At 73.1% G+C, this 26,151-nt stretch carries 15 protein-coding genes and 2 pseudogenes; 9 read left to right on the forward strand and 8 right to left on the reverse strand.

Annotated elements, in window-relative coordinates; genetic code table 11:
• Both O7627_RS20920 and O7627_RS20925 read right to left on the reverse strand, forming a co-directional pair.
• Positions 1-2,055 (reverse strand): ABC transporter permease subunit, encoded by a 2,055-nt coding sequence (locus O7627_RS20920; RefSeq protein ID WP_278095195.1) that lies wholly within the window; start codon positions 2,053-2,055, stop codon positions 1-3.
• Complete coding sequence (locus tag O7627_RS20925; RefSeq protein ID WP_278095196.1) at positions 2,052-3,482, reverse strand: extracellular solute-binding protein; 1,431 nt, start codon at positions 3,480-3,482, stop codon at positions 2,052-2,054. Before O7627_RS20925 ends, O7627_RS20920 begins: the two co-directional genes overlap by 4 nt.
• Before the next feature lie 487 nt (positions 3,483-3,969).
• Here O7627_RS20925 and O7627_RS20930 point away from each other — a divergent pair, with 487 nt between their 5' ends.
• Both O7627_RS20930 and O7627_RS20935 read left to right on the forward strand, forming a co-directional pair.
• Positions 3,970-4,617 carry a hypothetical protein gene (locus O7627_RS20930; RefSeq protein ID WP_278095197.1) on the forward strand — a complete coding sequence of 216 codons (648 nt, stop codon included), beginning with the start codon at positions 3,970-3,972 and terminating at the stop codon, positions 4,615-4,617.
• A 128-nt stretch (positions 4,618-4,745) separates the two neighbouring features.
• Complete coding sequence (locus O7627_RS20935) at positions 4,746-5,798, forward strand: NAD-dependent epimerase/dehydratase family protein (RefSeq protein ID WP_278095198.1); 1,053 nt, start codon at positions 4,746-4,748, stop codon at positions 5,796-5,798.
• Positions 5,799-5,822: 24 nt separating this feature from the next.
• Here the strand turns inward: O7627_RS20935 and O7627_RS20940 are convergent, their stop codons facing one another.
• A complete protein-coding gene (locus tag O7627_RS20940; protein WP_278095199.1) occupies positions 5,823-6,638 on the reverse strand; it encodes an SRPBCC domain-containing protein in 816 nt (271 codons plus the stop codon).
• The gene (locus O7627_RS20945; RefSeq protein WP_278095200.1) at positions 6,635-6,958 is read right to left on the reverse strand and encodes a metalloregulator ArsR/SmtB family transcription factor; all 324 of its coding nucleotides are present in this window, start codon (positions 6,956-6,958) and stop codon (positions 6,635-6,637) included. The genes O7627_RS20940 and O7627_RS20945 overlap by 4 nt, the downstream gene beginning before the upstream one ends.
• 179 nt (positions 6,959-7,137) lie before the next feature.
• Between O7627_RS20945 and O7627_RS20950 the strand changes: the two genes are divergently transcribed.
• The 6 genes and pseudogenes from O7627_RS20950 to O7627_RS20975 all read left to right on the forward strand — a co-directional run bounded on the left by O7627_RS20950 (position 7,138) and on the right by O7627_RS20975 (position 18,677).
• Positions 7,138-9,501 (forward strand): tetratricopeptide repeat protein, encoded by a 2,364-nt coding sequence (locus O7627_RS20950; protein WP_278095201.1) that lies wholly within the window; start codon positions 7,138-7,140, stop codon positions 9,499-9,501.
• A 94-nt stretch (positions 9,502-9,595) separates the two neighbouring features.
• On the forward strand, positions 9,596-10,882 hold the full coding sequence (locus tag O7627_RS20955) for a tetratricopeptide repeat protein (protein WP_278095202.1): 1,287 nt from the start codon (positions 9,596-9,598) through the stop codon (positions 10,880-10,882).
• Positions 10,883-11,115: 233 nt separating this feature from the next.
• Positions 11,116-13,809, forward strand: coding sequence for a fibronectin type III domain-containing protein (locus tag O7627_RS20960; protein WP_278095203.1), 2,694 nt, complete (start codon positions 11,116-11,118; stop codon positions 13,807-13,809).
• Positions 13,810-13,833: 24 nt separating this feature from the next.
• Positions 13,834-14,820, forward strand: a pseudogene (locus O7627_RS20965) (MoxR family ATPase); the annotation flags it as partial.
• A gap of 300 nt (positions 14,821-15,120) precedes the next feature.
• Positions 15,121-16,299 carry a DUF58 domain-containing protein gene (locus O7627_RS20970; RefSeq protein WP_278095204.1) on the forward strand — a complete coding sequence of 393 codons (1,179 nt, stop codon included), beginning with the start codon at positions 15,121-15,123 and terminating at the stop codon, positions 16,297-16,299.
• Complete coding sequence (locus O7627_RS20975) at positions 16,293-18,677, forward strand: transglutaminase domain-containing protein (RefSeq protein ID WP_278095205.1); 2,385 nt, start codon at positions 16,293-16,295, stop codon at positions 18,675-18,677. Before O7627_RS20970 ends, O7627_RS20975 begins: the two co-directional genes overlap by 7 nt.
• 190 nt (positions 18,678-18,867) lie before the next feature.
• Here the strand turns inward: O7627_RS20975 and O7627_RS20980 are convergent, their stop codons facing one another.
• From O7627_RS20980 to O7627_RS20990, 3 genes and pseudogenes are all read right to left on the reverse strand, one after another.
• Positions 18,868-19,656: an SDR family oxidoreductase gene (locus O7627_RS20980; protein WP_278095206.1), complete on the reverse strand. Its 789-nt coding sequence runs from the start codon at positions 19,654-19,656 to the stop codon at positions 18,868-18,870.
• A 100-nt stretch (positions 19,657-19,756) separates the two neighbouring features.
• Positions 19,757-20,701 (reverse strand): annotated as a pseudogene (locus O7627_RS20985) (LLM class F420-dependent oxidoreductase); the annotation flags it as partial.
• A 73-nt stretch (positions 20,702-20,774) separates the two neighbouring features.
• Positions 20,775-21,662, reverse strand: coding sequence for a phosphatase PAP2 family protein (locus O7627_RS20990; protein WP_278098357.1), 888 nt, complete (start codon positions 21,660-21,662; stop codon positions 20,775-20,777).
• Positions 21,663-21,780: 118 nt separating this feature from the next.
• Between O7627_RS20990 and O7627_RS20995 the strand changes: the two genes are divergently transcribed.
• On the forward strand, positions 21,781-22,488 hold the full coding sequence (locus O7627_RS20995) for a DUF3159 domain-containing protein (protein ID WP_278095207.1): 708 nt from the start codon (positions 21,781-21,783) through the stop codon (positions 22,486-22,488).
• 391 nt (positions 22,489-22,879) lie between these two features.
• Here the strand turns inward: O7627_RS20995 and O7627_RS21000 are convergent, their stop codons facing one another.
• Positions 22,880-25,783, reverse strand: coding sequence for a glycoside hydrolase family 48 protein (locus tag O7627_RS21000; RefSeq protein WP_278098358.1), 2,904 nt, complete (start codon positions 25,781-25,783; stop codon positions 22,880-22,882).
• Between the last annotated feature and the right edge of the window lie 368 nt (positions 25,784-26,151).

A 26,151-nucleotide genomic window follows, 5' to 3' on the forward strand; every position in this document is an offset into this window, starting at 1 on the left:
TCAGCCCTTGACCGCGCCCGCGGTGAGCCCCTCGGTCAGGAAGCGCTGGCCGAAGGCGTACATGACCACCACCGGGATGCTGACGAGCAGCGACGCGGCGGCGAGCTGTCCCTGCGGTACGACGTCCCCGACGATCATCGACTGCATTCCGACCGGAAGCGTCTTGTACTCGTCCTTGGTGATGAACACGAAGGCGAAGAGGAACTCGTTCCAGGCGTTGGTCAGGGTGAACAGCGCGACCGCGAGCAGCCCCGGCTTGGCCAGCGGCAGCATCACCCGACCGAAGGCCTGCAGCCGGGTGCAGCCGTCGACCAGCGCGGCCTCCTCCAGTTCGACGGGGATCGAGGCGAAGTACCCGGTCAGCAGCCAGGTGGCGAACGGCAGGGTGAAGGTCGGGTAGGTCACCACCAGCGACCACAGCGAGTCGGTCAGCCGGACCCCGATGAGCAGTTGGTAGAGCGGGATGAACAGCAGCGCGCCCGGCATGACGTAGGTGATCAGCACCGTGACGGTGAAGTTCTGCGCGCCGCGGAACCGCAACCGGGCCAGCGCGTAGCCGGCCAGGGCGGCGCAGACCAGGGCCGCCGCGGTGGAGGCCGCGGAGACCAGCAGCGTGTTCACGTACCAGCGGCCGAACGGCTTGGTGGCGAAGAGGTCGGTGAACTGCTGCGTCGTCCACGGCGTCGGCCACAGGTCGTTGGCGCGCATGACGATCTGGCCCTCGGACTTGAAGGCCGTGACCGCGATCCAGTACAGCGGGGCCAGCACGAAGAGGAGCAGCAGGGCCAGCGCGAGGCCCCTCCCCAGCCCCGAGACCACCGATGATGCCCGGCTGCGTCCCCAGGCGGCCAGCGCCGAGACCACCCGGCCGACCACCGCCAGGACCAGCGCCAGCACCCCGAGGACCACCGCCGACTTCCAGAAGATGTCCGGTGACGCCCAGGCCAGCAGGGCGGTGACCACCGCGGTGATGACCCACGGCAGGGCCCGGCGCGCCGCCGTGACCCGCCGCGCCGTCCAGACCCGTCGTGGCCGGGCCGGGCGCGCCCGCCGGGCCCGGAGCCGGGGCAGGTCGTTGCCGGCATCCCGGCGCAGCAGCCGGACCAGGAGGAACACCAGCCCGCCGATGACCGGCAGCATCACCAGGGTGACCGCCGCCCCGGCGCCGTACTGCAGTTGCAGGATGGCCTTGGAGTAGGCGACCAGCACGTACGGAGCGGTGGCGTTGCCCGGGCCGCCCTGGGTCAGCAGCCAGATGAGGTCGAAGTTGTTGAACGTCCAGATCGACGACAGCGTCACCGTCACGGTGATCACGTGGCGCAGCCCGGGCAGGGTCACGTTGACGAACCGCTGCCAGGGCGAGGCGCCGTCGACGGTCGCCGCCTCGTACAGGTCCGCCGGGATGGCCTTCAGCCCGGCGAGGAACGCGACGGTGAAGAACGGCACCCCCTTCCACACGTTGACGCCGATCACCGACGGCATGGCCAGCGAGGCGTCGGAGAGCCAGCCGGCGGGCCAGCTGTCGACCAGGTGCAGGGTGACCAGCAGCGGCCCGATCCCGGACTCGGTGAGCAGCAGGTTGACGCTGCCGAAGATCGGGTCGAGCAGCGAGCGCCAGCTGAACGCGGTGACCACGGTCGGCACCACCCACGGCAGCAGGAGCAGCCCGGCCAGCACGGCCCGGCCCCGACGCCGGTGGTGCAGCAGCAGGGCCGCACCCAGCCCCAACACCACCTTGAAGATCTCCGCGTACGCGGTGAAGACGAACGAGTTCACCACGCCGGTGTGGAACTGCCTGTCGTCGATCAGGGCGAGGTAGTTGGCCAGCCCGACGAAGACGCTCTCCTGGCCGTGCCGTTCGGTCGTGCTGGTCACCACCGACCAGGCGATCGGCAGCAGCACGAGCACACCGACCAGCACTGCCGTGGGGGCCAGGAACAGGGCCGCCAGTCGCCAGTCGCGACCCAGCCGGCGCTGGGTCGCAGTGAGGGAGCCGGCCCCCGGCGGCGTACGCGAACCCGCCGCCGGGGCCGGTGCCGGACGGACCGACGTCACTGCGGCTGCCCCTGCTGGGTGAAGATCTGCACCATCTTGTCGTGGGCGGTCCGCACGGCCTGGGCAGGCGACGTGCCCTGGATGACCTCCTGCATCATGTCGGTGAGGACGTAGGCACCGACCGCGGCCTGCTGACCGGCGCTGGCCTTCTGCGGGAACTGCAGGCCGTTCTTCGTGGTGAGCGGCAGCGACAGCTCGGTGATCTTGCGCATGATGGGGAACGCCGGGTCGCCGCTGGTGAAGAAGGGATCGGCGTCCCAGACCTTCTGCCAGGCCGGCAACGCCAGACCGGGCGCCTCCTTCGCCACCCCGGCCAGCGCGGGCGCGGTGATCAGGTACTGCGCCAGAAGCTTGGCCAGGTCGGGGTTCTTGGCACCCTTGAAGATGACGAACGCCTGGGACTGGCCGAGGAGCAGCGGGTTGTCGGTGGCCGGCCCGATGCAGTCCGCGAAGACGTGGGTGTTGTCGTAGACGGGGTTCTTCTTCGTCTTGGAGTCCGCGTAGACGCTGAACTGGTTGCGGGTGTAGCCGAGGATGCCGGCGAGCCAGTTCTCGTTGTTGCTGGAGTCGGTCCAGGCCGCCACCCCCGGCGGCAGCATCGGCTGGTACTTGGCGTTGGTGTAGAGGTCGCCGAGGAAGGTCACCGCCTGCACGGTCTCGGGAGAGTTGAACATGACCTTCGTACCGTCGTTGGACGCGATCGCTCCGCCGTAGGAGTTGATCAGTGCCTCGATCATGCCGTTGGCGTCGCCGGACCGGTTCACCGTCATGCCCCAGCCGAACCGACGCTTGCCCGGATCGGAGATCTCCAGGCAGAGGTCCCGCAGCTCCTCCCAGCTGTAGATCTCCTTCGGCGTGATGCCCTTCTCCTGCATCCAGTCCTTGCGCAGGAACGACCCGATCCCGATGAAGTGGTAGGGGATGGCGAACCACCGGCCGTCGAAGACGCAGAAGTTCTTGGACTCGGCGGTGGGCTCACCGTACTTCGCGGTCAGCGCCTCGACGACGTCCGTCACATCCTCCAGGTCGCCGAGCGCGTGGAACTGGGCGACGAACCGCGAGTTGGTCATGAACGCCAGGTCCCGCGCCACGCCGCCCTTCACCTCGGCGTCGATCTTGGCGACGATGTCACCGGCGTCCGCCTGCACCAGACTGTTCTCGATCGTGGTGCCGGTGCTGTCGGCGAACTTCTTGACCGAACTGTCGAGCGCCGCGTTGGCCGCCTCCGAGTAGAGCCGCTGCGACAGCATCCCCATCGAGGAGCCCTTCAGCGACCCGGCGGCGTCGATCAGCTCCTGGGGAACGTCCGCCGCCGGCGGCGGGGTCGACTCGGAACCGGCTCCGCACGCGGCCAGTCCGGCCGCACCGACCAACCCCACCCCCAGCCCCAGAAATTCGCGCCGGGACCGCACCAGGTTGTCCTTCATGGCCCTGCCTCCTTCGTCTCGCCGCCACGCGCCGAAGGGGGAAGCCTGCCGCCTCCCTTGTAGACACCTGCGAACCGCACACTAGGACGATCGGTGGTCACAGGCCGCCTCGGCCGCGCAGTCATCGGAAAGTTGTCCCGGTGCGCGGCGGGCCCTCCCCGTCTTGCCCCGAGTCACACACGCCCTCCGGCCAGGGACGTCGGCCCGGCCGGCGGTGCGCTCACTTTACACATTTCGGATAGGCACGCCTAGAGACAGAGGGAAATGCTTCGATTACCGTCACCAGGCTCGTGACCCGGTACCCAGGCGGCGTACCTCGTCCCGGAAGAGGCTGGACCAGCTACGATCGTGATGGCCTGCCGAGACCGCTTCGCACCGGGGAGCCCGCTTGTCCCATCCCACCGTCCTGGCGCAGGCTCGCACGGATTCCAAGCTGCCGTCCGACGTCGGGACCACCCGCGTCGGTACCGGATAGGCCGACGAACCGGTGCTGTTCCGATCCGAGATCCTCGACGGCATCCGAGCGGGCCGAATCTCCGTGGCGTTCCGCCGGTGGCGGCAGGCCCGGGTACGGCCGGGCAGCCGAATCCGCACCGCGGTCGGCATCGTCGAGGTTCGGTCCGTGCACGAGGCGAGCCTGGACGCGATCTCCGAAGACGAGGCACGCCAGGCCGGTTATCCGTCCACCGACGCGCTCCGCGCCGACCTGCCTGACCGAGATGACCTGCTGCTGTTCCGCATCGGCATCGGGTACGCCGGATCCGATCCCCGGGTGATCCTGCGCGATCAGGACCAGCTCAGCCCGGACGAGTTCGCGTTGATCGCCACCCGGCTGGCCCGGCTGGACGGCTCCACCGCCCGCGGCCGATGGACCCGCCGTGTGCTGGCCGCGATCGCCGCACACCCGGGTCGACGCGCGGTCGAGTTGACCGAGCTGGCCGGGTATCCGGCCACCGAGGTCTTCAAACGGGACGTACGAAAGCTCAAGGAGCTCGGGCTGACCGAGAGTCTGGACGTGGGCTACCGGCTTTCACCACGCGGCCGCGCGGTCGTCGAGCTCCTCGGCTGGCCCGATCCCCCCCAACCCGGCGCCGTCGCAGACCTCGGGGTCGGACGACGGGTGACGGACCCTTGAGCCGCACCCGGCCAGACACCGCACCGCACCGGGCGTGACCGGGCGGTCGGCGGTCGGGCGTAGTGCCGCTTGCGGAGACACGTGCGCCATCTGCGTTTACCGACCCGATCGGCGGGAACGGCCAACCGATGAGCTTGCGGGTGGTGGTGGTCGGCGCGACCGGAAACGTCGGGACGAGTCTCGTCGAGCGGCTCGGCAGTGACCCGGCGGTGGGCACGATCATCGGGGTCGCCCGGCGACCGCCCGGGTGGCAAGCGCCGAAGACCGAGTGGACCAGCGCCGACATCGTCACCGCCGACCTGGCTGAGATCTTCGCCGGGGCCGACGTCGTGGTGCATCTCGCCTGGCTCTTCCAGCCCACCCACCGGCCGCTGACCACCTGGCGGGTCAACGTCGTCGGCGGACGCCGGGTCTTCGCAGCGGCCGCCCGGGCCGGCGTGCCGGCGCTGGTTTACGCCTCGTCGGTCGGCGCGTACTCGCCGGGGCCGAAGGACCGGCCGGTGGACGAGAGCTGGCCGACCGACGGCTGGCCGATCGCCGGGTACACCCGGGAGAAGGCGTACCTGGAGCGGGTTCTGGATGCCTTCGAGCGGCAGTATCCGCAGACCCGGGTGGTGCGGATGCGGCCCGGGTTCATCTTCAAGCGGGAGGCGGCCAGCCAGCAGCGCCGGCTCTTCATGGGCCCGCTGCTGCCGGGCGGGCTGGCCCGGGCGGGGCTGGTGCCGATCCTTCCCGACCTGCCGGGGCTGCGGTTCCAGGCGCTGCATTCGGCGGATGCCGCCGAGGCGTACCGGTTGGCGGTGCACCGCGACGTGCGCGGCGCGTTCAACCTGGCCGCCGGGCCGGTCGTCGACGGCGCTCTCCTCGCCGACCTGCTGCGGGCCCGATCGGTACGCCTGCCGTCCGGTCCGATTCGCGCGGCGCTCGCGCTCGCCTGGCACCTGCACCTGGTGCCGGCGTCGCCGCACCTGTTCGACGCGGTGCTCCGGGTGCCGATCATGGACACCACCCGGGCCAGCACCGAGCTCGGCTGGACCCCACGGCACACCGCCCGGGAGGCGCTCGGGGAGTTCCTGCAGGGACTGCGGACCACCGACGGAATGCCGACGGCGCCGTTGACGCCGCAGCTGACCGGCGGCCGGCTCGCCGAGGCCGGCACCGGGGTGGGCGAGCGCCCCTGATCGGATCGTGAAGCCGACCGGCCCTCAGGTCAGCGGGACGACGTAGGAGTCGACGCGGGCGATCAGCCCGTTGCGGAACGTGAAGAGGTCGTTGAAGGCGAACCGGAACGGCCCGTGGTCGACGCTGACCCCGCGCCCCTCGCCGGTGGTCACGACGACCGGCCCGTCCACGAGGACCCGGTGCACGTCGAGTTCGGGGCTGCCGGTGAACGCCGGGTTCTCGATCTCGCTGTCGAACGCCACCTTGCCGCGGGTGGTCCGGTGGCCGTGGATCACCCATTCGACGTCGTCGGTGAGGGTGGCGAGGATCCGCGGGTGGTCGCTGGCGCGGAAGCCGGCGAAGTATTCCGCGACGAGGTCGCGCTGGGATGGCTGGGTCATCGGATTCTCCGTCTCGGTGTGGCTCGGTGGTCGGCGCAGGTGCGCGGCGAGGGCGTCGAGGATCGAGGCGAGCCCGTTGGCCGCCTGGGCGGTCCGCAGCTCGGGCGGGAGCCGGCGCTGGTGCACGGTGAGCACCGTGCCGTCCGCGACGGGGCGGATCTGCACGGTCGTCCGCAGGCCGGTGACCGGTTCGTCGAAGACGAGCTCGCGCGGCGGGGCGATGGTCACGTAGACGAACCGGAGCCGGCGGGTCGCGCCGTCCGGCGCCTGGGTGTCGAGCGCGAACTCACCACCGGGACGCAGGTCGACGGTGACCGACTCCGGGTCCACGGTGGCATGCGAACCACCCCAGAACGCGGCGATGCTCGCCGGTGAGACGAAGGCGGCCCAGACCCGTTCCGGCGGCACCGGGAGCTGGCGCTCGGCGATCAGCTCGTCGCCGCGCAGCTCGGCGGTCACCGGGCGCGCTCCTCGTCGGTCAGGTGTCTGGTCAGGGCGTCCAGCCGGTCGTCCCAGGTGCGGCGTTGCTCGTCGATCCAGGCGCCGAGCAGCGACAGCTGCTCGGCGCGCAGTCGGCAGGGCCGCCGGGTGCCTTCGCGCCGCTGCTCGACCAGGCCGCACCGGCGCAGGACGCCGACATGGTGGGAGATCGCCTGTTGGGTCAGGTCGAACGGTTCGGCGAGTTCGCCGACGGTGGCGTCGCTGAGCGCCAGGCGCGCCACGAGTGCCCGGCGGACGGGGTCGCCGAGCGCGGCGAAGGCCAGGTCGAGCGTGGTCATGACGCGACCTTAACACAAACAGGTGCTTGTGCAAACGATTGCTTGTTGATGCGGTCCGGCCGTCCGGCGAGCCCGGAAATGCCTGACTCACCACTGGTTCATGTGGAGTGTCGGACATCATCCTCACCCCCGTCGAAAGTGGACCCGCCTGCGTAACCTCCTGCCTGGGGAGGTGATGCATGGCCGATCGGCGGGCGGAGGCGGAGTCGAGCGGGTTCGTACCGGCCGCGGCCGAGGTCCGTACCACGCAGGACCTGGCCCGGCTGCTGCGTGAACTGCGCCGGCGGGAAGCCCGGCAGGAGGGCGCAGCGCCGCTTACCTACCGCGCGCTGGCCGCGAAGACCGGCTGGTCGCGGGGCATCCTCGGCGAGTACTTCCGGGGCCAGGTCCTCGCCCCCACCGACCGCTTCGACGTACTGATCCGGGTGCTCGGGGCGACCCCGGCCGAGCAGCGGGCACTGGCCACGGCACGGGACCGGATCGAGGAGGAACGCCGCCGGCCGGCCCGCGCCACCGCCGGGCCCGACGAACCGGGCATTCCCCGGCAACTGCCGCCGGCCCCGTCCGGTTTCGTCGGCCGCCAGGCCCAGCTCGCCCAACTCGACGCCCTGCTGGATCCGGACCGACGCGGGCCGGCCGCCCCGGTCGCCGTCCTCTCCGGGACCGCCGGCGCCGGCAAGACCACCCTCGCGGTGCACTGGGCGCACCGGGTCCGCGACCGCTTCCCCGCCGGTCAGCTCTATCTCGATCTGCGCGGCTTCGCCCCCAGCGGTCCGGCGATGGCGGCCGACGAGGCGGTACGCAGCTTCCTGGAGGCGCTCGGCGTCCGGCCGGAGCGGCTACCGGTCAACCTGGCGGCGCAGGTCGGCCGCTACCGGAGCCTGCTGGCCGACCGTCGGGTGCTGATCGTCCTCGACAACGCGCACGACGCCGATCAGGTCCGGCCGCTGCTGCCCGGCACCGACACCTGCCTGGTGGTGGTGACCAGCCGAAGCCAGCTCTCGGGCCTGGTCGCCGCCGAGTGCGCCCGGCCGATCGAGGTGGACCTGCTCACCCCCGCCGAGGCGGGCGAACTGCTGACCAACCGACTCGGCCCGGAGCGGATGACCGGTGCGGCACCGGCCACCAGCCAGATCGTCGAGCGGTGTGCCCGGCTGCCGCTGGCGCTGGCCGTGGTGGCCGCCCGGGCCGCGGCCCATCCGCGGTTCCCGCTCGCAGTCCTGGCCCGGGAGCTCACCGAGTCGAGCCACGGCCTGACCCCGTTCGAGGGCGGCGACCCCAGCACCGACGTCCGGGCGGTGTTCTCCTGGTCGTACCGGCAGTTGTCGCCCGAGGCCGGGCGGCTGTTCCGGCTGCTGGGGCTGGCACCGGGACCCGACATCAGCACCGCCGCGGCCGCCAGCCTCGCCGGCATCCCGCTCGACCGCGGCCGCCGGCTCCTCACCGAGCTGGGCCGGGCCCACCTGGTGGCCGAGCACTCTCCCGGTCGGTTCACCTTCCACGACCTGCTACGCGCCTACGCCGCGGAACTGGCCGGGAGCACCGATCCGGCCGACGACCGTCGCGACGCGGCCCGCCGATTCCTGGACCACCTGCTGCACACCGCACACGCCGCGGCCCTGCTCCTGCAGCCGGGACGGGACCCGATCGTCATCGCCGCCGCGCAGCCCGGCTGTCGGCCGGAGCGCCCCGCCGACTACCGCGAGGCATTCGCCTGGTTCACCGCCGAACACCGCACCCTGCTGGCCGCCGCCGGCTACGCGGCCGAGACCGGACACCACGCGTACGCCTGGCAGCTCGCCTGGACGATGGTGGACTTCTTCCAGCGTCGCGGTCACTGGCACGACCAGGCCACCACCCAGCGGGCCGGACTGGCCGCGGCCCGACTGGCCGGCGACCGGGCCGGCCAGGCCAACACGCACCGGGACCTGGCCCGCGCCTACGCCCGGCTGCACCGGTACGCCGAGGCGGATACCCACTTCCGGTACGCCCTGGACCTGTTCGAGGAGTTGTCCGACCTGCCCGGCAAGGCCCGGACCCACCGGGCGCTGGGCTCCATGTTGGACGTGCAGGGCCGGCATCACGACGCGCTGCACCACGCCCGGCAGGCCCTCGACCTCTACCGCGCCGCCGGCGACCTGGTCGGGCAGGCCAGCACGCTGAACGCGGTCGGCTGGGCGCACGCCATGCTCGGCGACAACCGGCAGGCGCTGGCCTACTGCCAGCGGGCCCTGCCGCTGCTGCGGCGCACCGGCGACCGGCACGGCGAGGCGAACACCTGGGACAGCCTCGGGTACGCCCACCACCAGCTCGGCGACTACCCCGAGGCGGTGCGCTGCTATCAGCGGTCGCTGGCGATGTACCGGGAGATCGGCGAGCAGTACGACGAGGCGGACACCCTCACCCGACTCGGCGAGACCCATCTCGTCGCCGGCCAGCCCGGGGCGGCCCGGCAGGTCTGGCGGCGGGCGCAGGAGATCCTGGACCAGCTCGGCCATCCCGCCGCCGAGAAGGTCCGCGCCCGGCTGGCCCGGCTGGGCTGACCGCCGCCGGTCGGCCGCGCCGTGAATCCGGCTCCGCCCGGGACATCGGGCGGGGCGACTGGCGTGTCCGGCCGGGTACCGGCAGCATGGCTGCGTGTCTCAACCCTCCTTCCTCGCCAGCGCCTCGTCGGAGGCCAAGCAGCTCTACGACGCGGGCGACCCGGCCGGTGCCCGCCGGTTGCTCGCCGACGCGATCGACGCGGCGCGGCCGGCGTACGGCGAGGACCACCCGGAACTGCTCGCCACCGCGCACCTGCTCGCCCGGCTGCACCGGGAGGCCGACGATCCGGCCGCCGCCCGGCGGGTGCTGGAGGAGGCGCTGGCGGCCGGCGAACGACGGTGGGGCGACTCCGACGCCCTGCTGCTGGGGATCTCGTTCGACCTGGCGACCGTCGCGGAGGAGCTGGGAAACCGGCACGAGGCGCGCAAGAACTTCGCCCGGGTCGCCAGCGTCGGCCCGGCCGTGCTCGGCGCCGATCACTGGACGGTCATCGCCGCCCGCGACTACCTCGGCGACGCCGCCCCCCAGCCCGCCACCGCCCCGCCCGACCAGCACCTCGGGCCGCCGCAGGTCCACGCCGGGCCGACGCAGGCCCAGGCCGGGCCGACGGCGTACACCGACACCCCCGCCCCGGTCCAGGCGGACCCGCCGCCCTGGCAGGACCTGCCACCGCAGGCCGATCCGGCACCTTGGCAGCAGCCGCCACCGCAGGCCGATCCGGCACCTTGGCAGGAACCGACGCCGCAGACCGACCCCGCACCGTGGCAGCAGCCGCCACCGACCGAGCCGACACCGTGGCAGCAGCAGCCGCCGCCGCAGGCCGGTCCGGTGCCGTGGCAGGAGCCGGCGCGGCCGGTCCAGCCGCTGTCGCCGTACCCGATGGTCATGCCGGACGCCCCACTGTCCGCCGGCCCGCCCGCGCCGGCCGGGTCCCGGGGCCGGGGCGCGGCGATCGCCGCCTCGGTGGCCGCCGCGGCCGCCGTGTTCGCCGCCGCGGTGGTGGTGGTCGTGGCCGTGATCGGCAACTCCCCGCCGACGCCGGGTCCGGACGCCGGCCAGACCGCCGGGCCGGATGGCGGATCCAGCCCGGTCGGGGAACCGCCGACCAGGCTGCGGCTACGGGACGATTCGGCGACGATCACCATCAGCTGGGTCGATCCGACCGGCGGGACGGTGCCGTTCGTGGTGGCCGGCGGCCGGGCCGGTCAGTCGCTCGGCGCGCTGGCGACGGTCGATCCGGGCGAGACCAGCTTCACGGTGAACGGGCTCAACTCCCGGTTGGACTACTGCTTCACGGTGCTGGCGGTCTACGGCACCGACGAGTTCTCGACCTCCGAACAGGTCTGCACCTCCCGGACCGGCTCACCCAGCCCGCGCTGACGGCCCAGGATGATCCACAGTGGCGGGCCGCACCACTACCCCGCTGACCTGGGACACCGACTGTGGAGTGTGAAAGTTATCCACAGCACGCACCATCTGTATCCACAGCCCCGACGCGCGGGTTCCCCCCCGTTCCACCCAGGTCATAGGATGGCACCCGGTCTCGGGGGGAGGTCCGCTGTCAACGGCGGCCCATCCGGCCCGATCGCGAGCGGTGGGAGGGGCGGCCGGCTGTGGTCACCACGGGCAACGGCAGCATGGACAGCGACGGCAAGGCCGCGGGCGACGCCTTCGCCGGCGGGTCCGGAGCGGGTGACGGCAACCCGACACCGGTCGGCCCGGCGGCCCGCCGGGGCCTGCGTCGGGGTGGGCTGGTCACCGTCGCCACCGTCGCGGCGCTGGTCGCCGCGATGGGCCTGACGGTGCTCGGGCTCGGCGCGGCGGACAACGCCGTGGCCAGCTACGACGCCAGCTCCTGGCTGTGGAGCACGGCCCGCGGCGAGCTGGCCCGGGTCAACGGGATCACCGGCCGGGTGGACACCCGCACCGAGGTGCCGCAGGCCCGCAGCCACCCGGTGCAGATCACCCAGACCGACCGGCTGCTGGTCCTGCGCGACCTGCGGACCGGGCAGGTCAGCTCGCTCGACCTCGCCACCCTGCAGATCACCGCCACCACGAAGACCACCGCCGGGCTCGGCGTCAACGTGGTGCTGCACGAGGAGTCCGCGTTCGTCGTGGACTCGGTGCAGGGCATCGTCCGGCAGCTCGATCCCCGGTCGCTGGTGCCGGTCGGCGAGCCGGTGCGCTTCCCACCCGGTACCACCGCCGGCTCCTTCGACGGCGCCGGCCGGCTCTGGGTCGCGGTGCCCGGCGAGGGCACCGTCACCGCGATCACACCGGCCGTGCCGACCAGCCCGGCCGGCGGGGCGGGGGCGGGGGCGAACCCCGAGCGGGTACGCACGATCACGGTCGCCGATCCCAGCCACGACCTGCGGATCACCACCCTGGACGACGGTGTCGCGGTGCTGGACCGCACCACGAACGTGCTGACCCTGGCCCGCGGCGACGACGATCCCCGGCAGCTCCAGCTCGAACTGGGCGCACTGGGTGATCTGCCGCCGCACACCAGCGGTGATCTGGTGCTGGTCACGGTCCCCGAGCAGCGCCGGGTCCATGTGATCGGCGCCGACGGCGAACGGTTCCGGTTCGAGGTGCCCGGCGACGGCACCGGGATCGACCCGGCGGTGCCCTGGGCCGGCCGGTTCTACTGCGCGGACGGGGCCACCGGGACCGTGCACGCCTTCGACGGCGAGGGCCGGCCGGTTGCGCCGGTGACGCTGCCCGGCGCCAACGGTCCGCTGGAGCTGGAGATCCGGGAGAACCACCTCTTCGTCAACGCGCCCAACGCGGCCACCGCCCGGGTCATCGACGACAAGCACGTGATCCGCGAGGTCGACAAGTTCGCCAACGACGTGCTCGGCGGAGACCCGCCACCGGCCCCGCCACCGCCGCCACCGCCGCGCAAGCCCACGGTCAGCAAGCCGAGTGCGCCGCGCAGCGTGAAGGCGTCCGCCGGGAACGGGGAGGCGCGGGTGAGCTGGCAGCCGGCGGCCGCCAACGGTTCGGCGATCACCCGGTACGTGGTGACCGGCGACGGCCGCAGTTTCGACGTCGGGGCCGACCAGCGGTCGATCGAGATCACCGGGCTCACCAACGGCGAGACGTACCGGTTCTCGGTACACGCCGTGAACGGCAAGGGCGCCGGCCCGACCAGGATGAGCAACCCGGTGGTGCCGACCTCCGAGGTGCCGGACGCACCCGAGAGCGTCACCGCCCAGGAACGCCCGGACGGCACGGTACTGGTGAGCTGGCCGGCCGCCAACGGCCAGGGCTACAAGATCACCCGGTACGCGGTGACGGCGGTCTCCGCCGGCAGCAGCGCGCCGGCCGGCGAGTCGACCAGGACCGAGTTCGTGGTCCCGGCCGGCGCCCTGGAGTACGGCAACCAGTACGCCTTCACCGTCATCGCGATAAACGAGAAGGGCGGTGGCTCGGAGGCGTCGCCGGTGAGCAACAGCGTCGTACCGTTCACCACCCCGGCCGCACCGACCGGGCTGCGGGCCGCCACGGTGGCCGGGTCACGCGGCACCATCTCGGTCGCCTGGACGCCGCCGGCCGACAACGGCCGCCCGATCACCGGCTACCTGGTCCAGGTCGGCGACAACCGCACCGAGGTGACCGGCACCCAGACGACCGTGGGAGGGCTGGGCGACGGTCAGAACGTCACCGTACGGGTGCAGGCGGTGAACGAGGCCGGCGCCGGGACGGTGGGGACCACCACGGCCCGCACGGTGGCCCCGCCGAGGGTGACGGTGACCGGCAGCTCCGCCGACCCGACCTCGGTCACCGTCAGCTTCACGGTGGACGCCGGCGGCGGCCAGGCCACCTGCACGCTCACCCCGGCCGGGCGGCCGGCGGTGGCGGGCAACTGCTCCAGCATCCGGGCCACCGGACTGACCCCGAGTACGGCGTACAACCTCACCGTCACCGCCACCAACGCGGCTGGCAGCGCCACCGCCACCCGGTCGCAGACCACCGCGTCGGTCTTCGGGGTCGCCACCTGCCGCAACGGCCAGTCCGGCGAGACCGCGACCTACTGTGACCGCGACGTCGCCGGCCGCAACGGCAACGAGATCTTCTCGGTCACCCGGCAGGACAACGACCGGCAGGTCGGCTGGGCCCGCCCCGGCACCCGACTCAAGGCGTTCTGCAAGGCGCGCGGTGAGGAGGTCTACGCCTACATCTACAACAACGACAAACGCAGCACCTGGTGGGTCCGGGTCGAGTACGAGGGCCGCAACTACATCCCGTGGGCCTGGCTCAACCTGGAGGGTGGCGACGACATCAACGTCCTGCCGACCTGCTGACCGCACCGCCACGAAGGAGCGTCCATGGGGAACAGCCACGAGCCGCTGACCCAGCACGAGGTGCAGGGTTTCGCCCACCTGGCCGCCCGGCTCGCCGAGAACGTCAACGCGGTGGTGCTGGGCAAGCCACAGGTGGTCCGGCTCGCGCTCACCGCGCTCTTCGCGCAGGGTCACGTGCTGCTGGAGGACGTGCCGGGCGTGGGCAAGACCACCCTGGCGCGGGCGGTGGCGGCCACCGTGCACGGCCAGTGGCGACGGATCCAGTTCACCCCGGACCTGCTCCCCTCCGACGTCTCCGGGGTGACCATCTTCAACCAGTCCACCCGCGGCTTCGAGTTCCACCCGGGGCCGGTCTTCGCAAACATCGTCATCGCCGACGAGATCAACCGCGCCTCCCCGAAGACGCAGTCGGCGCTGCTGGAGGTGATGGAGGAGCGCACCGTCACCGTGGACGGGGTGCGGCACGGCGTACCCCAGCCGTTTCTGGTGGTGGCCACCCAGAACCCGGTCGAGATGGACGGCACCTACCGGTTGCCGGAGGCGCAGCTCGACCGGTTCCTGATGAAGCTCTCGATCGGCTACCCGGACGAGGCGATCGAGATCGAGGTGCTGCGCGGCGCCCCGGTCCGCTCGCCGGAGGCGCTGCCCGCGATCACCGACACCGCGACCGTCGGCGAGATGGTCCGGATGGCGCAGCGGGTACACATCGCCGACCCGCTCTACGCGTACGCGGTGCGGCTGGCGGCGGCGACCCGGAGCCACCCGCAGGTGCGGGTGGGCGTCAGCCCCCGGGGGGTGATCGCGCTGACCCGGGCCGCCTGCGCGTACGCGCTCACCGACGGCCGGGGCTGGATCCTGCCGGAGGATCTCAAGACGCTCGCCGAACCGGTCTTCGCGCACCGCATCCTGCTCACCCCGGATGCCCAGGTACGCGGACTCACCGCCAGCGAGGTGCTCCGCGAGGCGGTCGACTCGGTGCCGGTGCCGCTACCCACCGGCCAGGTCGCCGCCGGCCAGCCCGCCGCCGCCCAGCCGCCACCCACCGGCCCCCCGAGCGCCGGACACGCGGGCGCCAGTCACGCGGGCGCCAGTCACGCGGGCGCCAGTCACGCGGGCGCCAGTCACGCGGGCGCCAGTCACGTGAGCGCCGGACACGCGGGCGCCAGTCATGTGAGCGCCGGACACGCGGGTGCCGGCCGTACCGTCGCCAGTAATCCGGTCGCCAGCCGTCCGCTGGGTCAGGTGACTAGCGGTCCGCTCGCCGCCGCCGGCACCTCGGAACCGTACTGACCGGATGGCCAGAGCACCTCGATGAGGATCACCGCCCGCGGCATCGGTCTGCTGGTCGCCGCCGCTGTCCTGCTCGGCACCGGTTTCGGCTTCGGCTATGTCGAGTTGACCCTGCTCGGGGCCGCCGCCACCGTCGCGGCCGCCTGCGCGATCGGATACGCGGCCTGGCGGCCCCGGCTGGCCGTCCACCGGACGGCCGACCCGGACCGGGTCGGCCGGGGCGAACCGGCCGCCATGACGCTCACCGTCCGCAACCGCGACCGGCTGCGCGCGGCCAGCCTGGTGGCCGAGGACCGGTGCGGCAGCCGCCGGGTGGCGGTACCGCTGCTGAAGCTGCGCCCTGGCCGGGACACCGTCGTGCGCTACCCGGTCCCGACCCACCGGCGGGGGGTCATCACCGTCGGGCCGCTGCTGGTCACCGGCGAGGACGCACTCGGTCTGGTGCGGGTGGCCCGCTCGCACGGCGGGTCGGTCGAGATCTGGGTGCACCCCCGCGTCCACCACCTCGCCGCGGTACCGTCCGGCGTGGCCCGCAGCCTCGACGGACGGATCGACCGGGTGCCGCACGGCTCGATCACCTTCGACTCACTGCGGGAGTACGTGGTCGGCGACGAGCTGCGGCGGGTGCACTGGCGCACCAGCGCGCGCATCGGTGAACTGATGGTCCGCGAGCACGTGGACACCAGCCTGCCGCGGATCGTGGTGCTGCTCGACAACCGCGCCGCCGCCCATCCCGACCGGGTGGCCGGGGTGGCCGAGACGTTCGAGTCGGCCTGCGAGGCCGCGGCGTCGGTGGTCGTGGCGGCCCGCCGCGACGACCTGCCGGTCACCCTGGCCCTGGTCGCCCCCGAGCCCGCCCCGACGGACACCGGCACCACCCCGGCCGACGCCAACTTTCTGGACCGGCTCGCCGCGGTCGAGCTGCGCCCGGCCGGTCAGGGGGCGGACGATCCGTTGCGGGCCACCACCAACCGCCTCCGCCAGGAGCGGCTCGGGGACACCCTGGTCTTCCTCACCGGTCCCGGCGCCGCGCCGGATCTCGGCTACCTCGGCGGGCTGCGCGGCGCGTACCCGTCGGTGGTGGTCGGGATGTTCGGAGCCGCCGGCGTGGCGCCGGCCGCGGCGGCCGGCATGGTGCTGCTCGACGTGCCGGACGGCGCCGCCTTCGCCGCCGAGTGGGACGGTGTCCGCCGATGGTGAGGGTGCTGCGGGCGCTGCCGGTGCCGCTCGCGCTGATCGCCGTACTCGGCCTGGCCGGCCTGGTACTCGGCCGCATCTACGCCGACCCGTTGCTGACCCAGCTGGTGCTCGGGGCGGCGATGGGCTCGGTCGGGGTGAGCGCCGCCGCCCGCCGGGCACCGTCCTGGCTGGTGGCGCCGGTGTCGATCGGCGCGCTGGCCGGCTACACCACGCTGGCGCTGCTGCTGGCCGCCCGGCGCGCCGCGCTGACCGGTGACCTGGCCGACGTGCTGGCCGAGGCCGCCCGCAACGGCATCCCCCGGCTGCTCACCGCGCTGATCCCGGTCGAGCCCGTGCCGGACACCGTGCTGGTCCCGCTGGTGGCCACCTGGCTGGCCGGGCTGGCCGGCGCGGAGGTGGCGCTGCGCGCGGGTCGTACCCTGCTCGGCTTCCTGCCGCCCGTGCTGCTCTACGCCGGCGCCGTCTACGTGGTCGGCCCGAACGCCGACCCGGCGATCTGGCCGAGCGTCGCGGTGGCCGCGGCGCTCGCGGTCGGACTGGCGGCCACCGCACGGACCGCACCCGCCGGCCCGGCCGGGGGCCTGTCGGCGGTCGCGACGGGCGACGGCACCGCGCCGGTCGGTCAGCCGCCACCGGACGCCGGGGAACCCGGCAGCCGTCGCGATCCGGTCCGCGCCGCCCTCCGGTTGCGCTCCGTCGCCGGCACGGCCGCCGGACTCGCCGTGGTGATCGGGCTCTCCGCCGCGATCGCCCCGACCGTGGCCGCCCGGGTGGACCAGGCCCCGGTCGACCCGCGCCGGTACGTCCGCCCGCCGGAACTCGACAGCCTCGACGAGAACCCGCTCATCCGGATCTCCGGTTGGGCACTCAATCCGGATCAGGTCCTGCTCACCGTCGAGACCAGCGCCCCGGCCACCCGCGAACCGGCCACCGAAGCACCGGCGCCCGACCAGACCGAGGCCGACCAGACCGGGGCCGCCGGACCCGGGAATGCCGGACCTGAGGCCGACGGGGCCGAGGCCGACGGAGCGGCCGTCGGCGGGCGGATCCGGCTGGCCGTACTGCCCGACTACGACGGGGTGACCTGGCGGGTCGGCGCGACCTACCGCAACGCCGGCCGGATTCTGCCGGAGCCGGAGCCGCTGCCCGGAGCCACCACCAGGACCGTCCGGCAGGACATCACGATCGCCGACCTGACCGGCCGGCTGCTGCCGGCGATTCCCACCCCGTCGGAGATCACCGGCTCCCGGGTCGCCTACGACCTGGACAGCGGGACCATCATCCGACCCGAAGGGCTCGCGCCGGGACTGCGCTACTCGGTCACCTCCCGCCAGGAACTGCCCGACCTCAACCTGCTCTCCGCCGCGAACGTGCCGGCCGGTGACCAGGTCGCCCGGGTGCTGCGGATCGAGGAGGGCGTACCGGATCCGATGCGCCGGCTGGCCGACCAACTGGCCGCCGAGAACGGCGCGCCGTACGCCCGGGCCGCCGCGATCGAGCAGTTCCTCGCCGAGCACTACCGGGTGGTCGCCGACGCGCCGAGCGGACACGCGTACCCGAATCTCGGGTTCTTCCTCTTCGGGCCCCGCAACGGCGGCGGCCAGCGCGGCACCTCCGAACAGTTCGCCGCGGCGTTCGCCGTGCTGGGCCGGTTGACCGGACTGCCGACCCGGGTGGTGGTCGGCTTCCGGACCGAGGGTTCCGGCCCGGTCCGGGCCGCCGACGCCCTCGCCTGGCCGGAGGTGCTCTTCGAAGGTCTCGGCTGGGTGCCGTTCGACCCGCTCCCCCGCCCCGACACCGTGCCCCGACCCGTCGAGGAGGATTTCCGACCCCAGCCGGAGGATCCGCCACCGCCACCGGAGGAATCCACCCCGAGCGCCAGCCCGACGCCGGCGGCCACCGCCGCGCCCGTCGCCGCGCCGCCCGGTCGAAACGCGGTGTCGACGCCGGTGCTGATCGGCGGCGGGTCCGGTGGGTTGCTGCTCCTACTCGCGGGGCTGGCGCTGACCGTGCTCTGGCTGCGCCGCGGGCTGCGGCACCGGCGGCTGTCCGGCGGCCCGCCGGACCAGCGGATCGCCGGGGCCTGGCGGGAGGTCACCGACGCGCTGCGGCTGGCCGGGCACCCGGTCCCGGGCCACCTGGCGGCGACCGAGGTGGCCGACCACGCCCGCGCCGCCGCGGCCACCGCGCACGCCATCGACGACCTGGCCGGGCTGGTCAACCTGGCCGCCTTCGCGCCCGGCCAGGCCAGCCCCGAGCAGGCCAACCGGGCCGGCGCGCTCGCGGTGGCGTACGCGGACGGGCTGCGGGCCGGGCGTCCCTGGTGGCGCCGGCTGCTCTGGTCCCTGCACCCCGGCCCGCTGCGCTGGCGCCGCTGACGGTCCCGCACCCGCCACCGCGGCCGCCCGGACAGGCCGATCCAGAGCGAGGAGGCGTCCATCTCCTCGTCACCGCAGGCGACCGAGGCCGGACCGCCGTCGGCGGAACGGAACCAGGCAGCCACCTGCCCCGCGACTGACCAGCCAGCCGTCCGTCCGAGCCGCCGAGCCAGACAGCCAGCACAGCGGGTCAGCCGTGGCGGTCCCGCAGCGAGCGCATGGCGGCCAGCCAGGCGTCCGGGTCGGCGACCTTGCGCCGGGCGTAGCCGGCCACCTCCGGGTGCGGCAGGATCAGGAAACGCTCGTCGGCGAGGCCGGCCACCACCGCGTCGGCGACCTGCTCGGGGGTGAGCACCGCGCCGGACGCCGCGGTGATCAGGGCTCCGGCGTGCCCACTGGCCAGTCCGTGGTCGAGCAACGGGGTCCGGACCCCCTGCGGGCAGAGCGCGCTGACCCGGATGCCGCGGTCGCCGTAGCTGACCGCGAGCCACTCGGCGAACCCGACGGCGGCGTGCTTGGTCACCGCGTACGGCGCGTCGCCGACCGCGGTCAGCAGGCCGGCGGCGGAGCAGGTCTGCAGCAGGTAGCCCTCGCCCCGGGCCAGCATCCCGGGCAGCACCGCCCGGGCCGCGTACACGTGGGCCAGGACGTTGACCTGCCAGCTGCGCGACCAGTCATCGGCCGTCGCGGCCAACCCGGCGCCGGTGGTGATCCCGGCGTTGGCGCAGAACAGGTCGATCCGGCCGAACCGGCGCTGCACCTGGTCGACCAGGTCCTGGACCTGCGCCTCGACGGTAACGTCCACCGGTACGGCGGCGGCCGATGGACCGAGCTCGGCGGCCAGCGTCTCGGCCGCCGGGCCGTTCAGGTCGGCGACCACCACCGCCGTCGCGCCCTCGGCGACGAAGCGGCGGGCCAGCGCCGCGCCGATCCCGCCCGCCCCGCCGGTGACCACGGCGACCCGGCCGGCCAGCTCCACCTCAGCCCGTCCCGGTCGCGTCCGCCGCGGACTCTGAGCTGGCCTCGACGAATGGGGCGGTTGGCCCCGGGCGAAGCGGCGCGCCCGGCGCCAGTTGTCCGATCGTCTCCGCCAGCGCCGCCGCGCCGCCGGTCGTCAGCTCCGGGGTGGGCAGCAGCGCGATCACCGGGGTGTGTACACCGGCGTCGACGTACTCGCCCAGCAGGGTGCGGCACCGCTGCGGTGAGCCGTGCAGGATGAGCTCGTCGACCAGGTCGTCCGGCACGGCCACGACGGCACCGGCGCGGTCACCGGCCGCCCAGGCGCGCCAGACCGGTCCGAGCACCGTCTCGCGTCCCAACCAGCGATGAAATTCCGCGTACGCCGGCACGGTCAGATAGCTGGTGATCATTCGTCGCCCGACCCGGCGGGCATGCTCGACGTCCTCGGTCGGGCAGACGAAGATCCGGGCGGCCACCTCGAACCCCGCTCGCGGCTGCCCGGCCGCGGCCAGCACCCGCGGCAGGTCGGTGGCGGCCAGCCAGTTCAGCAGCACCCCGTCGGCCTCGGCCGCGGCCAGTCGCAGCATCCGGGGGCGCAGCGCCGCGACCAGGATCGGCGGCGGTACGGCCGGCGGGCGTTCCAGCCGGAACCGGCGTACGGCGAAGGTGTCGTAACCGCCGTCGACGGTCTCGCCGCGCAGCGCGGTCCGCAGGAAGCGGAGCATGTCGCGGGTGCGGCGGTACGGCTCGACGAACGGCGCGGCGTTCCAGTCGGTGGCCACCACCGGCGAGGAGGCGCCGATGCCGAGCGCGAACCGTCCGGGGGCGGCCTCGGCCAGGGCCGCCGCGCTCATCGCGAGCAGGCCGGGGCCGCGGGTGAACACCGGCGCCACCGCGGTGCCGAGCCGCAGCTCCGGCTGCCAGGCGGCGGCCAGCGCGAGCGGGGTGAACGCGTCCGTCCCGGCGACCTCCGAGGTCCAGACGTCGGTGAAGCCGGCCCGGGCCAGCGCCGAGTAGACCCCGGCGTGCTCGGCGAGCGGAATGCCGCCGAGCGGGACCGTCATTCCCCAGCGTCTGGTCACGGCTCGATCGTGCCGGGTCGCCGGCCGATCGGCAAGATCGGCACCCGGCCGTGGCTCAGCCGACGTGTCTGGGCACCACCCGGTGGACGGTCGCCAGCACCAGCCCCACCATCAGGAACGCGACGCCCGCGATGCCGGCGCCGCCACCGGCGTACGCGACGAAGAGCCGGCGCCGGCTCAGCTCGTCGGCCGGGATGGAGAGCACCTCACCGGTCCAGTCCACGGCCAGCGCGGCGACGCCGAGCAGCGCGACGCCGGTGAGCAGCAGCAGCGTGGTGGCCAGCTGGTGCGCGTCCTCCGAGTTCACCTCGGCGTCCTCACGGTGGTTGAGCAGCAGCACGATGCCGGCGACCGCGGCCCAGGCGCCGACCACGAGCATCGAGGCCATCGCGTCGCTGGGCCGGTGCCAGCCCGCCGAGAGGGTGGCCGCACCGGTGATCGCGGCATAGCTGGCCGCCAGCATCGCGCCCCAGGCCCGCAGCCGCCGCGGCAGGGCGAGCACCAGCGCCACGGCGACCGCGGCGGCCACGGTGGTGTGCCCGCTGGGCAGGCTGTTACCGGCGCCGTCCCGCTCCGGGTCGGCGCCGAAGTCGGGCCGTTCGATCACGTACTTGAGCACCTGGGTGGTGACGTTGGCGCCGGCGATCAGGCCGGTGGTGACGACGGCCAGCAGGATCCGGCCGCGGATCAGCGCGATGAAGCCGATGAAAACGGTCGCCGCCAGCAGGGACACCGCCGACACGGCGTTGAGCACCGTGCCGACCGGCTCGTCAACCCGGTCCTGCCCGATGGTGTTGCCGGTGAGGGCGACGGTGTCGAGCAACTGACCACGCTCGGTGCCGACGGCGAACTGCCACAGCGCGACGAAAGCCAGGCATTGCAGGGCCGCCAGCAGCAACAACCAGCCGACTGTGAGTGCCTTGCTCCGCCCGCGCATGCGCACACCGTAGCGGCAGACATTGAGCGACCCGAGGGCGGTGTCCGCGTTGTCCACCGACGTACCCGGGCCGCGCCACCGTACCCCTAGGTTAGGCTCGCCTAAGCCAACGTGGGAGGTGGGGATGGCGAGGTCCGGCGACGGCCAGGAGACCCTCGGTGACCTGCTCGGCGGGCGACGGGGGGCGGTGGACGCGACCGTCCCGCCGGTGGCTTTCGGGGTGGGGTGGCTCGCCACCGGTCCGTCGGTCTGGGGCGGGGTGATCGCCGCGGTGGCCGCCGGGGCGGCCGTGGCCGGGTGGCGGCTGCGTCGTGGGGACCGGCCCCGGTCGGTGCTGATCGGGCTGTTCGCCGTCTGCGTGGCGGCGCTCCTCGCCCTGCGTACCGGCCGGGCCAGCGACTTCTTCCTGCTGCAACTGGTCTCGAACGCGGCCAGCGCGTTGGCCTGGGTGACCAGCATCGTGATCCGCTGGCCGCTGCTGGGGGTGGTGGTGGGCGCCGTGCTCGGCCAGCGTGGCCGGTGGCGCCGGGATCCGGCCCTGCTGCGCGCCTACCAGCGGGGCAGCTGGGTCTGGGTGGCGCAGTACGTGCTCCGGTTGGCGGTGTTCCTGCCGCTGTACCAGGCCGACCTGGTGCTGGCGCTGGTGACCGCCCGGGCCGCGCTGACCTGGCCGCTGGTCGCCGCCTGCCTGGCGGTGAGCTGGTGGGTGGTCCGGCGGTCGCTACCGGCGGGACATCCGGGACTGCGTCATCCGCTGGCTGCCGAACGCCCGGCCGCGGATCCGGGCGCCGGGATGAGCCCGGGTCCCGAGGTGCACCACGGTCCGACGTAGGACCCGGGGTCCGACACCAACGCGGGGTCCGACGAAAAAGCCGGCCGCGGGCAGCGAGCCGGGCCGGACAGGAAGGTGGGAGAGGCCGCCACGGGGGAAGCGGCCCCTCCCGACTCAAACGATACTACTGTTCCGTAGCGGCTGGGTACCCGGGGCCGATATTCGTGGCAGGGCAATGGCGGCCCGCCGGATCGCGGGCCGCCGCCGGGGTGTCGATGTCGGACATGGAGCCGGGCGAGTGACACCGTGGTGCCACCCGCCCGGAAGTCGGACCGGCGGTCAGTTCACCGCCGAGGGGTGTGGTGAGCCGGCCGGCATCGCTGCGTCGGCCGACCCGACCGGCTCACCACCTGTAGGCCTGACCGTGGGAATCAGGCCGCCTGTGGACCAGTCAGCCGAGCAACTGGTCGTAGTCGTGCAGTGCCATGGCGATGTCGACCTGCGCCCAGAAGCGGTGGTACGTGAACGTCGGCGCCTCGCCACCGTTCAGGTACGCCTCCACCTTGGGCCAGTCCGGGTCGTCCCGGAGGAACGACCGGATGTCCACGAACGACTTGCCGGGAGCGATCTGGTCACCGTTGGGCATCGTGCCGCTGAAGCCCGGTGGGATGTAGAGGCCCTGGCCGGTGCTGCTGTTGTAGACGTCGTCCATCCGCTCGTAGTCCGCCCGGGTCTCCGGCACGGCCACGCCCTTCTCGTCCTTGTGCGTGAGCAGGGCGTCGAGCAGGGCCTTCGCCGTCGCCGCGGCCTGCGTGTTGCCCGACCGGGCGGCGTAGTGGATCAGGACCTTCGCGAACGCACCGGCCACGCCGACGTCCTGGGTGTAGTCGACGACGCTGACCCGGAAGTTGGCGTTGTTGACCGAGGTGGTGCCGGCCGACCAGCTACCGCCGGGCTGACCCGACCAGCGCAGCGTCGACGGAATCTGGTAGCTGGAGCCGCTGACGGTCGTGTTGGCGATCGCCCACGGGACCCACTTGTCCAGGATGGCCTTGGCCTTGGCGTTGCCGGTCTCGTTGTAGAGCTCGGCGACGCGGCCCAGGCTCCAGGCCTGGAACCCGAACCACTGGTTGGACGGCGGGTCGTGGTAGACCGGCTTCTCGTCGTACGTCATGCCGTAGAAGGTCGGCACGCCGGCCGGCCGGGCGCTGTAGTCGCCGTTCCAGCTGTTGGTCGCGCCGCCGCCGATGGCGCCGTCGGCGGTCTGCAGCCAGGTGTAGAAGTCGAGCTGCCGGTCGAGGCTGGTCTGCCAGTCCGCCCGGGCCGACGCCGACCGCGGGATCAGCTCGGTGACGTTTGACAGCGCCCAGGCCGCGAACGGGTTCTGGTAGCCGCCGTGGTTGTGGCTGGAACCGATCCGCCACGCCCAGCTGCTGCTGCCACCCTGCGAGCCACCCCAGGCGTAGTACCAGGAGAGCAGGTAGGCGGCGCTGTCCTTGCCGGTGCCGACCGCGCAGCTCGGCGAGGCACAGCCGGGCCGCTTGAAGTACTTGTCGTACATCGCGTAGCGCAGGTAGTCACCCATCTTCGCGGCGTTGGCGACGGTGGCCGAGATCTGACCCTCGTTGCCCTGCTCCTTGGCCCACTTCAGCGCCCAGTAGGCGGCCTGCACGGCGCGCGCGTCGGCGTCCGGCGCGTTGGTGTAGCGCCACTGCTGGGCGTAGGAGGAGTCACCGATGAAGATCGGCATGAAGCCGTTGGCGCTGCCGTGCGCGAAGGTGTCGCAGGACGGGTGCGGCACGGTCTCGAAGACCGACTCCTGCGGACCGCGCTGGAAGGTGTTGATGTACGCCGGCTTGGTGGTGCCGTCGCCGCACTTGCCGAAGCCGTAGACGTTGTCGACGTCGAGCAGCCAGTGCATGCCGTACACCCGGCCGCTGTTGTAGGTCGACTGCAGCTCCGCGGCGAGCGGGTCCCGGCCGACCGGAACGTTGGAGTCCAGCTTGCCGCCCTGCTGCGGGTAGAGGTCGGGGCGGTTCGCCTCCGGGGCGTAGTCGGCCGGGTCGTTGGCGTTGTAGCCCGACTGCGTCTCGGACGGGATGATGTAGCGGTCCATCACCTGCCAGGCGTTGTTGAACGGCCCCCACTCGCCGGTGGTGCGGCCGTACATGGCCTCCAGGTAGAGCCAGTAGCTGAACGCCTCGGAGGTCGTCTCGTGGCCGTGGTCGGGCGCCTCGGCCAGCAGCGTCTCCACCGAGTGGTAGGGCACGCCCTCGGGGCTGAAGTAGCCGTTCGCCGGCGCCTTGATCTTGCGATACAGCTCCAGGAACTCCTCGCCGTACTCGCCGCTGGGTCCGCTGCCCTCGTCGTCCTGGACGGTGACGGTGGTGACCGAGGCGGTGTGGCCGGTGGCGCTTGCGGTGACGGTGGCGGTGTCGTTGGTGCTGTCGTCGTCCTGCGCGGCGTTCACCGGCACGTTGACACCGGTGTTCCAGTTGCTGGTGGTCAGCGTCGCGGTGCTGGCGCCCAGGGTGACGTCGGCGTCGCCGGTCTTGGCCAGCGAGACGGTCACGTTGCCGGTGGGCGCGGCGCTCAGCTTGACGTTCAGCGCGCTGCTGGCGCCCTCGGCGACGGTGACCGTGGCGGGGGTCACGACGCTGCGCTGTGCGGTGCCGGTGACGGTGAAGGCCACCTCGTCGGTTCCGGTGAGCCCCTCGGCGTCGTAGGCGCGGGCCTGCGCGGTGTAGGAGCCGGCCGGTAGCCCGGTGTTGGCGAAGCTGTAGGGCGCCGAGGTGTCGGTGCCGACCAGCATGCCGTTGCGGTAGAACTCGACCCGCTCGACCGGGCCCTCCGCGTCGGTGGCGGTGGCGGCGACGGTCACGTTGGCCGGCGCGGTGAAGGTGGCGCCGTTGGCCGGGCTGGTGATGTCCACGGTGGGCGCGGTGTTCTGCTGGCCGTTGCAGGCGACACCGTTGATCGTGAAGTTGGTGGGGCTGGCGTTCGTGCCCGAGTAGGAGCCGTTGAAGCCGATACTCGTCGAGGCGCCGGTGGCGAGGTTGCCGTTCCAGGCCGCGTTGGTCGCGGTGACGTTCGCGCCGGATTGGGACCAGGTCGCCGACCAGCCCTGGGTGACCCGCTGGTTACCCGGGAAGGTGAAGCCCAGCCGCCAGCTGGTGAGCGGATCGCCGACGTTGTTGATCGTGATGTTGGCGGTGAATCCGGTGCTCCAGCTGTTCGCGGCATAGGTGACGTTGCAGGCGGTGGCGGCGTGGGCGGTGCCGTTGACGACGGTCACCCCTCCCACCACCAACACACCGGCGGCGATCATCGCCAGCCGGCGTTTCCTTACGGTCAGTTTCATCTGGTGACTTCTCCTCGCGGAACCGGGCCACGGCCTCACGGGCCTTGGCTGGGCGCCTCCTGCGCGATGTGCTGGTGGGTGCGCATGGGACGGCAGGCGCCCGCTTAGGTGGTCTTGACCCGTCCCGGACCGGGGTCGGCGTGCGACGGCAGAGGCGCCGGACGTGGCGGCTCAGGTCGATGCTGGGGCGCCGTACCGATAGCTCGGATGCCCTCGGCGGCCCACGGTCGCGCGGTGTGGCTCCCTACCGCGATAGTTCGACAGTGTTGCATGGGAGCGCTCCCGCGGCAAGTGGTGATACTTCCGGCTCCACTGGGGAGCACCCCACAGGGCCGCTGAGCTGCGAGATTGTCGATCGAGGA

Origin of the sequence: Solwaraspora sp. WMMD1047 (genome assembly GCF_029626155.1) — a bacterium.
Classification (GTDB): Bacteria; Actinomycetota; Actinomycetes; order Mycobacteriales; family Micromonosporaceae; genus WMMD1047.

Bases quoted from the DNA above. Each gene is read 5' to 3' on its own strand.
- O7627_RS20925 (WP_278095196.1), bottom strand. From the start codon at position 3,482: ATGAAGGACAACCTGGTGCGGTCCCGGCGCGAATTTCTGGGGCTGGGG.
- O7627_RS20970 (WP_278095204.1), top strand. From the start codon at position 15,121: ATGAGGATCACCGCCCGCGGCATCGGTCTGCTGGTCGCCGCCGCTGTC.
- O7627_RS20975 (WP_278095205.1), top strand. From the start codon at position 16,293: ATGGTGAGGGTGCTGCGGGCGCTGCCGGTGCCGCTCGCGCTGATCGCC.
- O7627_RS20995 (WP_278095207.1), top strand. From the start codon at position 21,781: ATGGCGAGGTCCGGCGACGGCCAGGAGACCCTCGGTGACCTGCTCGGC.
- O7627_RS20950 (WP_278095201.1), top strand. From the start codon at position 7,138: ATGGCCGATCGGCGGGCGGAGGCGGAGTCGAGCGGGTTCGTACCGGCC.
- O7627_RS20945 (WP_278095200.1), bottom strand. From the start codon at position 6,958: ATGACCACGCTCGACCTGGCCTTCGCCGCGCTCGGCGACCCCGTCCGC.
- O7627_RS20935 (WP_278095198.1), top strand. From the start codon at position 4,746: ATGAGCTTGCGGGTGGTGGTGGTCGGCGCGACCGGAAACGTCGGGACG.